The organism is Endozoicomonas gorgoniicola (assembly GCF_025562715.2).
Lineage (GTDB): Bacteria > Pseudomonadota > Gammaproteobacteria > Pseudomonadales > Endozoicomonadaceae > Endozoicomonas_A > Endozoicomonas_A gorgoniicola.
This window is the reverse complement of sequence record NZ_JAPFCC010000001.1, coordinates 2644251-2657419: the sequence shown is the minus strand read 5'-3', so window position 1 is coordinate 2657419 and position 13169 is coordinate 2644251. Positions and strand designations below refer to the sequence as shown.

The following is a 13169-nucleotide window of genomic DNA, read 5'->3' as shown; positions in this document are numbered from 1 at the left end:
GTTTGGTTTTGTGCTGGCTCCGCTGCTTATCTGATTCTTTTAGCTGTTGGCTGTTGGTTGTTGGCTATTAGTTTATGGTTGTATGAACCGCTAATAGCCAACATCTAACAGCTAAAAGCCCGATTTACAGCGCTTTAATCGCTTCCATTTGCTCTTCCAGCTTGGATTTGGCATCAACAGCGTCAGCCAGTTTGGCTTTCTCTTTCTCAACCACTGCAGCCGGTGCCTTGCCGATAAACTTCTCGTTATTCAGCTTGCCTTCAAAGCGGGCAACTTCTTTAGCCAGCTTGCCAATTGCCTTGCTCAGGCGGGCAATTTCAGCGTCCTTGTCAATCAGGCCAGCCATGGGAACCAGCACTTCCATGGAGCCAACCAGGGCAGTCGTGGACATAGGTGCTGCTTCACCCTTAGCCAGAAGACGAATGTCGTCCAATTTGGCCATTGCCTGCAGGAAGGTGTGGTTCTCTTCCAGACGACTTTCGTCGTCAGCAGACGTGTTACGCAGGATGACGTTCAGTGGCTTGCTTGGGCCAATGTTCAGTTCAGCACGGATGTTGCGGATACCGACAATAAAGTCTTTCAGCCACTCAATGTCCTGCTCGGCTTTTTCGTCGATCAGGCTGTCGTCACACTCGGGGTAAGACTTCAGCATCAGGGTGTCGCCTTCAACGCCCGCTTCTGCCTTGATGTTCTGCCAGATTTCTTCGGTGATAAATGGCATAAACGGATGAGCCAGACGCATCAGGGTTTCCAGAACACGAACCAGTGTACGACGAGTGCCACGCTTCTGGGCTTCTGGTGCATCCTCATTCCATAATACAGGCTTGGACAGCTCCAGATACCATGCACAGTACTCGTTCCAGATGAAGTCGTACAGATTCTGAGAAGCGTGATCCAGACGGAAGTCTGCCAGATTCTTTTCGATCTGGGCTTCCAGCCGTTGCAGTTTGGAGATGATCCAGCGGTCAGCCAGGGTCAGTTCTACTTCGCCACTTGTTTGACCACAGTCTTCGCCTTTGGTGTTCATCTGCACGTAGCTGGCAGCGTTCCAGATCTTATTACAGAAATTGCGGTAACCTTCCAGACGCTTCATATCCCAGTTGATATCACGGCCGGTGGATGCCAGTGAGAACAGGGTGTAACGCAGGGCGTCGGTGCCGTGTGCAGAAATGCCGTCTGCAAAGGTCTTGCGGGTGCGCTTTTCAATCTTTTTCGCCAGTTGTGGCTGCATCATATTGCCGCAGCGTTTTTCAACCAGGCTTTCCAGATCAATACCGTCGATCATATCCAGTGGGTCCAGAACATTACCCTTGGACTTGGACATTTTGTCGCCGTTCTCGTCACGGATCAGGCCGGTGACGTAAACATGCTTGAAAGGTACATGAGGGTTGCCATCTTCATCTTTCATAAAGTGCATGGTCATCATGATCATGCGTGCTACCCAGAAGAAGATAATGTCGAAACCGGTGACCAGTACATCGGTCGGGTGGAAGGTTTTAAGACGGTCAGTGATTTCCGGCCAGCCCAGGGTGCCAAAGGTCCACAGGGCAGAGGAGAACCAGGTGTCGAGAACGTCGTTGTCCTGCTTCAGTTCGATGTCAGCGGCAATGTTGTGCTTTTGGCGAACTTCGTCCTCGTTACGGCCAACGAATACGTTACCCTCGTTGTCGTACCAGGCTGGAATGCGGTGACCCCACCACAGCTGGCGGGAAACACACCAGTCCTGAATGTCACGCATCCAGGCGAAGTACATATTTTCATACTGTTTTGGTACAAACTGGATACGCCCGTCTTCTACCGCTTCAATGGCAGGTTCTGCCAGGGGGGCGGCGCGCACGAACCACTGGTCGGTCAGCATTGGCTCAATGACCACGCCGGAACGGTCTCCGTAAGGTACGACCAGGTCGTGATCCTTGATCTCTTCCAGCAGACCCAGGTCGTCCATATCGGCCACGATGGCTTTACGGGCAGCGAAACGCTCCATGCCGTGATACTTTTCAGGAATGAATGTATCGATGCTGTCGTTTGTGGTGCCGTCGGTATTGAAGGTTTCTGCCGCGTCCCGGATGTCACCGTTCAGGGTCATGATGTTGATCATGGGCAGGTTGCAGCGCTTGCCGACTTCGTTATCGTTGAAATCATGGGCCGGAGTGATTTTTACACAGCCGGTGCCTTTTTCCATGTCAGCGTGTTCGTCGGCAACGATGGGAATGCGGCGGTTCACCAGTGGCAGGAGGATATCTTTGCCAATCAGTGCCTTGTAGCGTTCGTCTTCCGGGTTAACGGCAACACCGGTATCGCCCAGCATGGTTTCCGGGCGGGTGGTGGCAACAACAATGTAGTCTTTACCTTCTGCGGTTTTCTCACCATCGGCCAGTGGGTAGCGCAGATGCCACATGTGGCCTTTAACGTCTTTGTTTTCCACTTCCAGGTCGGAAATGGCGGTATGCAGTTTTGGGTCCCAGTTAACCAGACGCTTGCCACGGTATAGCAGATCATCTTCGTACAATCGTACAAATACTTCCTGAACCGCTTTATAAAAGCCCGGGTCCATAGTAAAGCGTTCGTTGTCCCAGTCTACGGACGCGCCCAGACGGCGCAGCTGGCGGGTAATGGTGCCGCCGGACTCTTCTTTCCACTCCCAGACTTTGTCCATAAAGGCTTCACGGCCGTAGTCGTGGCGGGTTTTGCCTTCTTCAGCCTGGATTTTGCGCTCAACAACCATCTGCGTGGCAATACCAGCGTGGTCAGTACCCACTTGCCACAAGGTGTTACTGCCTTTCATGCGCTGATAACGGGTCAGGGCATCCATGATGGAGTCCTGGAACGCATGCCCCATGTGGAGGCTACCGGTCACGTTCGGCGGGGGAATCATGATGGTGTAAGGCTTGCCTTCACCGGAGGGAGCGAAATAACCTTTTTCCTCCCAGGTTTGATACCAGGTGCGCTCGATAGCGTGCGGATTGAACGTTTTTTCCATAACTACAGGATTCTTGTGGGTAGGGTAATAAGATAAACAGCGCATTATACATGCAAATGGTTAAGGTCTGTAAGGGTGTATTTCTGAGGCTGGGTTGCTGCATATCAGCCATACATGGAACCAACGTTCTGTTGCCTGCCGGTGTTTACAGTTGGAGGACTTACGCATTGATGGCACCTGCAAATTTTGGTAACAGGCCATCTTTGTCCTTTACAAAAATCTTAATGAAGGCACCAACCACTTCTTTAAACAGCTTACGCTGGGATGGAGCTAACCGCACCAATGAAAACAACGGCAGGAGCCAGCAGTTGCCAGTTCCTGCTGAATTTCCGGCTTAGCGATGCCGGGTTTGTTGCCTGATAAAAGCCTGCAGCTCTGACAGGTTGTTCTCAAGTACGGTATAACGCTCTTCGCGCTGGAGCAGGTCGCTCATGTGAGGAGGCAGGGAAGGTGATTGCAGACCTGCTTTTTCCACAGCGTCCGGAAATTTTACCGGATGGGCTGTCGCCAGAACGACCTTTGGCGTCCGGGGGGCAAGGTTCAACTCCTGCAATGCCCGTACACCGGTGGCGGTGTGAGGGTCGGCAAGGTAGTTGGTTTCCTCGTGCAGTTGTGCAATGGTTGAGCAGGTGTCAGAGTCGTCAGTACGACAGCTTTCAAACAGCGCTTTGATTTCCAGCCAGTCTGCTTCAGGAGCCTGCAGTTTCCCGGTAGTCTGGAAGGTTTCCATCAGCTGTGCCAGCCGGTTTCCATCCCGACCCAGCATGTCAAACAGCAGGCGCTCAAAATTGCTGGACACCATGATATCCATACTGGGTGACAGGGTGTGTTCCAGTTGCTGCTTACGGTAGTCGTTATCTTTGAAGAAGCGGTGCAGAATGTCGTTCTGATTGGTGGCGACGATCAGCTTGCTAACCGGAAGGCCCATACCCCGGGCAATGTAACCGGCAAAGATATCGCCAAAGTTGCCGGTAGGAACCGAGAAGGCGATTTCACGATCCGGGGCGCCCAGCAGCAGTGCAGCATGGAAGTAATACACTACCTGCGCCATGATGCGCGCCCAGTTAATAGAGTTAACGGCTACCAGTCGTGTATTGTCCGGCAGGAAGGACTGGTCGGCAAAGGATTGTTTCACCATTGCCTGACAGTCATCAAAATTACCTTTGATGGCAATGTTGTTGACGTTGTCAGCCAGTACACTGGTCATCTGACGACGCTGGACTTCTGAAACCCGCTGATAAGGGTGCAGGATAAAAATATCCAGTGCATCGCTATGGCGGCAGCCTTCAATGGCTGCCGACCCGGTGTCGCCAGAGGTGGCTCCCAGTACAATGGCTTTTTCGCCACGCTCTGTCAGCACATGGTTCAGCAGCCGCCCAAGCAGTTGCAGGGCAAAGTCCTTGAACGCCAGTGTTGGACCGTGAAACAGCTCCATAATCCATTCGTTGCTGCCAATCTGGTGCAGAGGGGCAACAGCATTATGGCTGAAGGTATCTATTGTGCTGTAACTGTCGTCAATCAGCTGTTTCAGCGTGGTGTCATCAATTTCGCTACCAACAAAAGGCTTGATGATCGTGTATGCCAGCTCGTTATAAGGCAAGCCTCTTAGTTGACGAATGTCTTCTTTTGAGAACTGCGGCAGTTCTGCGGGTACATAAAGCCCGCCATCGCTGGCAAGACCTGCCAGCAGTACGTCCTGAAATCCTTTTGTCTTACCCTTCATCTCGCTAGTGCTGGATCGGGTTGTAATATATTTCATGTTTTCCCCTATGGTCCTTTATCACGCCCATACTTTAAGTCATGGCTCAGCAAAGCGCTTCGACACGAATATGGGCAACCGGAGCCTGCACATCTTCCAGGGCTTCAATTTTTGTCAGAGCCTGCTTCATAACCGACTCCTTGACGATTTCTGTGAGAATCACCACATCGGCATGCATGTCGTGTTCACGGGCGGCTTTCTGGGTCATTGCAGAAATGTTGATGTTGTTTTTGCCCAGCACAGAACTCAGTGCCGTGATCACACCGGGGTGGTCGTTTACATGAATACGCAGGTAGTAGGCGCAGTCGATCTCATCGGCAGGCAGCACTTCCAATGGTTGCATGGCGTCCGCACTGTAGCCAAGTGGGAAAGGCATTGACGGAGGTGTTTCCAGGTTGCGGGCGATGTCGATAATATCAGCCACAACGGAAGAGGCAGTAGGCTCTGCGCCTGCTCCGGGGCCTACCAGCATGGTTTCACCAATGGCATCGGCATTGATCACAACGGAATTGAGTACACCATTGATATTGGCCATCGGCCGATCAGCGGGGATCAGCGCCGGATGTACCCGAAGCTCAACGCCTTTAGTTGTTTTTTTGGAAATGCCCAGATGCTTGATTCGGTAACCCAGTTCTTCAGCGTATTGGATATCGCCTGGCGTCACCTGGCTGATGCCTTCTGTAAATGCTTTGTTAAACTGCAGTGGCATACCGAAAGCGATGGAAGCCATAATGGTCAGTTTGTGGCAGGCATCAATGCCTTCCACGTCAAAGGTTGGGTCGGCTTCGGCATAACCCAGCTCCTGGGCTTCTTTCAGCACCTCTTCGAACGGACGGTTTTTGTCGCCCATTTCGGTCAGGATAAAGTTACCAGTACCATTGATAATTCCGGCCAGCCAGTTGACATCATTGGCTGCCAGGCCTTCACGCAGGGTTTTGATAACCGGAATTCCCCCGGCCACAGCGGCTTCATAAGCGACAATGACATTGTTTTCCAGGGCAGCGTGAAAAATCTCATTACCGTGCTCAGCGATCAGGGCTTTGTTTGCGGTCACAACGTGTTTGCCGTTGCTGATGGCTGTCATGATCAGGTCTTTGGCAACGTCGTAACCGCCAATCAGTTCGACAACGATATCAATGTCAGGATTGCGCGCAACATCAAAGATATCGGTGGTAACGGATGTACGGCTGGTGTCGCAAGCCGGGTTGCCGCGACGGGTTCCTACCTGCTCAATAATGATGGGTCTGCCAGTTCGGGCAGTAATGCTTTCAGTGTTACGGGTTAATACATTGAAGGTACCGCTACCGACGGTACCCAGACCGCATATTCCTACCTTAACCGGTTTCAAAATGCTTCACCCTCTTATTAAAACTTATTGTTAATGGTTTATTCGACGTTGTGTGATTCTGCAGAAAGCCTGAAAGAGTGTTGTTGCTGTAGAGTCTGGATCGATACCGTGCCGACTTCCCGGGCAGAGTTGTATTATTCAGGTTTGTAAAACGCAGGGGCTGATTATAGCTACAAATACCGGGCTGATGCGAGCTTTGTCGTTGGTAGCGCAGCATGGCTACATTAAATCAACATTGATGATATGGTTGTCCAAAAATGGGGTTCTAGTGATCTGGTGTCCCCATACAAACTGCTTATTAAATAAAAAAATCAGTGTATTCGATGCAACGATAACAGAGATTGGGTGGCTCAATGTAGCAATACGTATAGCCAGTCTGCTCAACAGGCTGGGGTCAGGACTGAACTGGTCACGACTGATATAGTGAGCAGCCCGGACTGGAATTTTTTTTGCGAAATTGCCAACAAATAATTCCTGAAGTTGTCTGCGGATATACAATGGAAAATTTATTCTCAAATTTACTTCAAGCATCTCGACATCCTCTTTCCTATAGCCCATTCCTTTTACGGTATTAATTATGTTGTACAAATCGTCCTCCAGCTCACGGGGGCTTTTGTATTTATTTATAACTTTAACTTTTGAGTGGAGCTTCATGATGCAAGGCCAGATTGACTAAAAAGCTTTTAATGCGACTATAGTTCAGACAACATCAGTTCAGACAACATCCGACTTGTACTGTAGATGACACTTTATGAAATTATAGACCTCTGGCGCGAAGCTAAGGGGCGTTCCGTAAAGTTAATACAGCTGTCTGCAGAAAGCAGGTGCAGCTCAATATCGTCCAGCTTTCGTTCATCCAGTCTACCTGGGTCCAGAGTGGTGCGAGACTTTATCAGTGCGGGTTGATCAACCAGACACTGTCGTCCATCCGGATCATTAAGTTTGTACTGGTTAAAAGCAAGGGTTAATTCAACGACCAGTGTGCCGTCCGGTTGTGGTAGCAAGCGTGTTTCTATTTTGCGTTCCTGCGGAGCGATAACGTGATCTCCTTTCAGCTGCTCTGTAAATAACTGTTTCATGGCGTGGCACATAGCGTTGTATGGACTCTGACTGGCCAGGTCAGACACAACGGCCAGCATATGACCGGGGTAGCCGGCGCATAATTTTATCAGTTCCTTGCGGCAGTCTTCCTTGAAGCGCTCATTACTGTTTTCATTGTTCTCCTGCTGATACTCATAATTTTTTACTGCGGAATGGAACTGTAGCTCTCCTTCACCGTTGAAAATGGCGAAATTGGATTGTCGCAGAATATCAATTTCAAACTGTGCAGATATACCATCCGGGTTAACCTTGCGCGGATCGCCGCAGGCAACATTGTTGCAGGATTCCCAGCTGGATTCGCTGGCTTTATGGGAGCCTGCCAGCTGGTTTACCTGTAATTGCTTAATTCTGGGGTACAGGGCGTTACATAACGCTTTGGTATCCTGGATGACGGGTTCCGTGGGCTGCAAAAGGGCAGCCAGTCCCCGGTAATTTTCGTTGATTTTCTCAAGCTGAGATTGAAGGTGTTCAATTCTCGAGGCGGCTTCCAGCCCTGAGCTTTCTCTGACCAGTATCGTTGCCAGATCGTCTGATGAAAAGGTGCTAAGCAGCTGGGTAAGGGCTCTTATTTCCTTCAGGGCGTCTTCCTGCTCTTCTTCACTTAGAAGTCTCCATTCTTTCTGGCAGATTGTGTTGACACTGCTCGTGGAATGCTGGAGGAGGTTGCAGACCTGTTTGTCGGAATCTTGCAGCTCAACAAAGTCATAATTGCACAATAATTGTTCTGTTTTCTCATTTTTGCCTTCCTCTGTTGGTGCTGTTCCCAGAGAAATATTGCCCGTTAAAGTGGGGGATGGGAGCCGGGGCCTGGACTGGTCTTCCTCTTCAGGTGGGCATGTGTTCCATAGGGCATCCTCAATCAACGCAGTGAAGTTTTTGTCAAAATTGGCAACAGGCTCGTCGGGGCTCTGTATGGAGCTATTGGCAGAAATAACATTTCTTTGTCTAACGTCTTTTGTTTCCGGAAGGGCTGAGTCGGAGGGTGAACCGGCAGCCGTCTGGGAAGGTTCCGCAGGAACGATGGATACTTTCGTCGTTTTGCCGGAATTCGTCGTTTCGCCGGAATTCTCCGATTCCTTTTTCAGGTCGGGGAAGTCGAGCCAGTAGTTGTACCAGCTTGGTTTAGAGGCTGAGGTAGCGCTTTGTCCTTCCATAGTAATAAGTCCGTTTGGTTATCCCGATACTCTAAAGACAGCTCTGACCTGAGAAAGTTCAATGACCAATGCAGGGAAGGTGCGGTGAAGTTGCCTTGCCAGCAGGGCAGGCAACTATCTGTTAAGAGACATCCTGTTAAGAGACATCCTATTAAGAGACATCCATCCCATTAAGAGATATCTATCCCATTAAGAGCCATTCATCATTGAGAAGCAGCGGGGAGAGCGGGTGGGGTAATGCCCATAATTTTTGCCAGTTCGGCTGCAGGGCGGTAGCCCGGAATGGCCCGACCATCTTCCAGGAACAGGGCAGGTGTGCCATTGACACCCAGCTTGTTTCCCAGTTGATACTGCTGATCAACCAGCACTGCGCAGGAGCCTTCCGGTTGTGGTTCGCCTTTTTTGGTAACAGCCGTGGAGGGTATATCTTTGCCGGTTTTAAGGTCAGAAATAGCCTTTTTGCGGTCTTCTGCGCACCATGCGTTGACCATCTTGCTGTAGGCCGGGGAGTTCGGCCCGCCTCTTGGAAAGGCAAGATAGCGCAGTTCGATGCCCAGATCATTCATTGCCTGCACTTCCTGATGGAGTTTCCGGCAATAACCGCAGTCAACGTCGGTGAATGCATAAACGACACCTTTAACTTCGCCTTCGGGTTTAAAGCTGATCACATCGGCAGGCTTTATTTTGTTTAGCTGCCGGGCTACGGCGGTATTACGAACGCTTTCTGTCAAATTGGTAATGCCGCCGTCGTCTTCCAGCCGCAGCATATCGCCTCTGAGGATCATGCGGCCGTCTTTGCTGGCATAGATAACAACTCCTCCGGTCAGAACCACCATGTAGACATCTGACCACCCGGTTCGCTCAACACGTTCGATAGGAATATTGGGGTCACGGGACTTAAGCTGGATTTCTATCGCTTCACGGATTCCTGCCAGTTCTTTGTCGTAAGAGGCAACAGCCGTTGTTTCAGGCTTTTGGCTGGCTTTTTCTTCTGCCAGAAGAGGCTGTGTGGCTATCAGTCCAGCCAGAAGGATCAGTGCGCTGTGCCGCATGAGGGTTCCTCGTTTCTATTGTTTTTGGTCCAGGCCTTTTGGCTGGCTTGATTGTTGTTGGTTAAATCGTTACTGCTAACAGACTTGATCGGATTGTATGGCACAGAAGTTTAGTCGCTGTTGAGGCTTTGTCATCCCCGGGGGTGGTGTTCCGCGTGAAGTGTTTCCAGTCGGTGTCGCGCCACATGGGTGTAAATCTGGGTGGTGGATAGGTCGCTGTGTCCAAGCAGTAACTGAACCACCCGCAGGTCGGCACCGTGGTTAAGCAGGTGAGTGGCGAAGGCATGGCGTAATACATGGGGAGATACATCCGCTGTTATGCCTGCTGTCTGCTGGTGGTGCTTGATTCGGTGCCAGAAGGTCTGACGGGTCATGGGCTGGCCTCGTCGACCCGGAAACATGACCGGGCTGTCAATGTTATTGAGTAGTTCGGGTCTGGCACATTTCATATAGTCCAGAATCCGGGTCAGGGCTTCTTCTCCCATTGGGCATAAGCGTTCCCTGCCACCTTTGCCTGTGATTCGAACAATGCCCTGTCGCAGGTTGATCTGGTCTAACGTCAGCGTCACCAGTTCTGACACCCGTAAACCACAGGCGTAAAGTAGTTCCAGCATGCATCGGTCACGAAGACCCAGTGTAGTGTCGGTATCCGGTGCATTCAGGAGGGTTTCGACATCGGATTCTGTCAGGGTTTTAGGCAGTGAGCGACCCTGTCTGGGCAGTTCGATATTGGCGGTGATATCTCTGGCCAGTTCACCTTCCCTGAGCAGGAACCGGTAAAAACCACGCAGGCTCGAGAGGCTTCGGGCGGTTGAGGCAGGCTTGTAGCGTTGCTCGTAGCGCCAGGCAAGGTAGTGACTGAGGCTGTCACGGGTTGCTTCGGTCACCGGTTTCTGTTCGTGTTCCTGTAACCATTCCTGGAATTGCCTGAGATCACGTTGATAAGACGAGCGGGTATTCTCACTCAGGCCTTTTTCCAGCCAGAGATGCTGGAGAAACTGCGTAACGGGTTCGTTGGTTTGAGGGAGTTCAGGCATTGGTTCGACTGGTTGGTGTATTGAGTGGATGGTATAGGAATTCTGCCCCGGCAGGCAAATGGCCACGGGAAGGTGGGCGGCTGGGTGTGTTACTTGGTCATGGCTTGCTCTTGGGGGTGAAGTCTTCTCGACTTTAATAGTCATTTTTCCCTCTTGAGCAAGCCTTGATATTTCCGGGTTGGAGCCTTAAATCAGTGCAAATGGTCTATGTTTGACATACTGGCTAGTAAGGTGGATTGTTATGGTTACCGAGGTTTTTTCCACTGTTAATCCCTATACGCTCAATGTCCGTTGGAAAAAAGGGACGACAATCCCCGTTCCCACTACGAGAGTAGGCCTGTGCGTGGGCATGACGATAATCTGGATAAAAAAAAGTATGGCCAATGGTGCCCTTAATTCATTTGATGAGCTGGGTTCGGTATCTTTGATGGGTGTTATATCGTCAGCGTACAATAACTTAATCGTCCCCCGTGTTAGAAAGCAGCTAAATTTCTTGCAGGAAATGAGTGATTTTCTATTGGGTAACGGATTATCCGTTGAATATTGCAGATATGGGCTAAGTCAATTCGATCCTTTCATGAATGCTTGTGACATATCGCTAAGGGAGGGGTTTCATTTAATTTACCTGATGGGTAATCTGGAAAATATGGGGCATGTTATGGGAACGCGGGTTCAGGGGAATGAGCTGGACTTTTTTGACTCCACACTTGCTTTGTACCGTTTTAACGACTCAGCTGAATTCATGCATAAGGTTTCCGCTCATATTTATCTCAATTATCAACCTGTCCTGAACTGTAACTGGTATATTGCCAGAGTGACTCCCTACCCCAAAAAATAGCGTTGGTTGGGGAGGGCAGAGATCAGGTACAAAAAAAGCGACCGAAGTCGCTTTTTTTGATGTCTAACAAAAGTTGCCGGATTGTCAGAACAATAAATAAAGATTTTTCCGGTCCCGGTTTGAGCCGGGATCAAAGCGATCTTACTTGAGCTTTTCCTTGATGCGAGCAGCCTTACCGCTACGCTCACGCAGGTAGTACAGCTTGGCTTGACGAACGTCACCACGGCGCTTAACAGTGATGGAGTCGATCAGTGGGCTGTAAGTCTGGAATACACGCTCAACGCCAACACCGCTGGAGATTTTACGAACGGTGAAAGCAGAGTTCAGGCCACGCTTACGGATAGCGATAACAACACCTTCAAACGCCTGCAGACGCTCACGGTTGCCTTCTTTTACCTTAACTTGTACAACAACGGTGTCACCCTGTGCGAAGGCAGGGATTTCCTTGTTCATTTGCTCGTTTTCGAGCGCTTCAATAATTCTGTTCTTGCTCATTTTAGCTTTTGCTCCCGATAGTCAAGATTTCCGCCAAATTAAGGGTTTACCCTTTGCTGGCTTCGCTGTGTTCACGCTGGAACTCAGCAAGTAATTTCTTTTCCTCGCCGGTCAGCTCACGACCTTCAAGCAGGTCAGGGCGTCGCAGCCAGGTTCTGCCCAGAGACTGTTTCAGGCGCCATTCGCGAATTCGCTGGTGGTTGCCTGACATCAGTACTTCCGGCACTGCCTGTCCTTCAAATACTTCCGGACGGGTGTAGTGCGGGCAGTCAAGAAGGCCGTCCGCAAAGGAGTCTTCTTGGGCGGAATCCTTATGACCCAGGGTGCCCGGTACAAAGCGTGATACTGCATCAATCAGGGTCATGGAGGCGAGTTCGCCACCACTTAATACGTAATCCCCAATCGACCATTCCTCGTCGATTTCGTTGTTGATTACGCGCTCATCAATACCTTCATACCGCCCCGCTACCAGAATGATCCGCTTTTTTGCGGCGAGTTCCTGAACCCCTGCCTGATCTAACGGGCGTCCCTGGGGAGACAGGTATATCACTGTGGCATCGGTTCCAGCAGCTTGTTTTGCTGCATGGATGGCGTCACGCAGAGGTTGAATTTTCATCAACATGCCGGGACCACCGCCATAAGGTCGGTCATCCACAGTCCGGTGTTTGTCGTGGGTAAAGTCCCGGGGATTCCAGGTTTCTACCGCTACACTGCCTTCCTTAACGGCTCGCCCGGAAATACCGTGTTCGGTAATCGCGCGAAACATTTCAGGAAACAGTGTGACCACACCGAACCACATATCTGCCGTTATGGCATCATTGTTGTGATGTTCCATAACGGATTAAAATTCCGGATCCCAGTCAATCCGAATGAACCCTGCTTCAGGGTTCACTTCTTCAATCACCTGATCGACCAGCCACGGCACAAGGCGTTCGGACTTGTCGATACTGCCCCTGCAGGGGCGAATCACCAGAACATCATTGGCTCCGGTTTCCATCAGATGACTGACTCTGCCCAGAAGAAGGTCTTCGCCTGCATCGCTGCGGGTGATGACATTCAGTCCTTCGAGTTCGTGCCAATAAATTTCATCATCGGCAGCCTCGGGCAGTTCGCTGGCGTGAACCTTGATCTCGGCACCACAATACTGGCGGGCGATATCCCGGTCATCACAACCTGCGATGTGTGCGACCAGGCCCTTTGCCTGACGGCGGCCCTGATCGACTTCAATGGTCTGCTGGCGACCATTGTGATCCAGAATCCAGTGCTTGTAATCCAGGATGTTGGTCATGGGGTCCGTGTGTGAATACACCTTTACCCAACCCTTGATCCCGTATACAGCAGTGATTTTTCCCAGAGTCACCAGACCCTTGCTGGATGCTTCAACTGCAGCTTTTGTCACTGGTAA

The 13169-nt window shown here is 50.7% G+C and carries 11 protein-coding genes; 1 reads left to right on the top strand and 10 read right to left on the bottom strand.

What is annotated here, in order from left to right; translation table 11 throughout:
* Positions 1–124: 124 nt before the first annotated feature.
* The 7 genes from NX722_RS12205 to xerD all read right to left on the bottom strand — a co-directional run bounded on the left by NX722_RS12205 (position 125) and on the right by xerD (position 10431).
* A complete protein-coding gene (locus NX722_RS12205) occupies positions 125–2980 on the bottom strand; it encodes a valine--tRNA ligase (RefSeq protein WP_262568213.1) in 2856 nt (951 codons plus the stop codon).
* Between the two features lie 334 nt (positions 2981–3314).
* A complete protein-coding gene (gene thrC, locus NX722_RS12200) occupies positions 3315–4739 on the bottom strand; it encodes a threonine synthase (protein ID WP_262568212.1) in 1425 nt (474 codons plus the stop codon).
* A gap of 46 nt (positions 4740–4785) precedes the next feature.
* Complete coding sequence (locus NX722_RS12195; RefSeq protein WP_262568211.1) at positions 4786–6087, bottom strand: homoserine dehydrogenase; 1302 nt, start codon at positions 6085–6087, stop codon at positions 4786–4788.
* Between the two features lie 219 nt (positions 6088–6306).
* Positions 6307–6618 carry a hypothetical protein gene (locus tag NX722_RS12190; protein WP_262568210.1) on the bottom strand — a complete coding sequence of 104 codons (312 nt, stop codon included), beginning with the start codon at positions 6616–6618 and terminating at the stop codon, positions 6307–6309.
* 218 nt (positions 6619–6836) lie between these two features.
* Positions 6837–8342, bottom strand: coding sequence for a hypothetical protein (locus tag NX722_RS12185; RefSeq protein WP_262568209.1), 1506 nt, complete (start codon positions 8340–8342; stop codon positions 6837–6839).
* Between the two features lie 203 nt (positions 8343–8545).
* Positions 8546–9394 (bottom strand): DsbC family protein, encoded by an 849-nt coding sequence (locus NX722_RS12180; RefSeq protein ID WP_262568208.1) that lies wholly within the window; start codon positions 9392–9394, stop codon positions 8546–8548.
* 131 nt (positions 9395–9525) lie between these two features.
* A complete protein-coding gene (gene xerD, locus NX722_RS12175) occupies positions 9526–10431 on the bottom strand; it encodes a site-specific tyrosine recombinase XerD (protein WP_262568207.1) in 906 nt (301 codons plus the stop codon).
* Positions 10432–10672: 241 nt separating this feature from the next.
* On the opposite strand from xerD, the gene NX722_RS12170 reads away from it, so the two are divergent.
* Positions 10673–11269, top strand: a complete 597-nt coding sequence (locus NX722_RS12170) for a C58 family peptidase (protein WP_262568206.1) — start codon at positions 10673–10675, stop codon at positions 11267–11269.
* Between the two features lie 141 nt (positions 11270–11410).
* Here the strand turns inward: NX722_RS12170 and rplS are convergent, their stop codons facing one another.
* The 3 genes from rplS to rimM are packed head-to-tail and all read right to left on the bottom strand — an operon-like array spanning position 11411 to position 13163.
* Positions 11411–11764: a 50S ribosomal protein L19 gene (rplS, locus tag NX722_RS12165; protein ID WP_262568205.1), complete on the bottom strand. Its 354-nt coding sequence runs from the start codon at positions 11762–11764 to the stop codon at positions 11411–11413.
* Between the two features lie 46 nt (positions 11765–11810).
* Positions 11811–12563, bottom strand: a complete 753-nt coding sequence (trmD, locus tag NX722_RS12160) for a tRNA (guanosine(37)-N1)-methyltransferase TrmD (RefSeq protein ID WP_262568657.1) — start codon at positions 12561–12563, stop codon at positions 11811–11813.
* 42 nt (positions 12564–12605) lie between these two features.
* Positions 12606–13163: a ribosome maturation factor RimM gene (gene rimM / locus NX722_RS12155; protein WP_262568204.1), complete on the bottom strand. Its 558-nt coding sequence runs from the start codon at positions 13161–13163 to the stop codon at positions 12606–12608.
* Positions 13164–13169 lie beyond the last annotated feature (6 nt).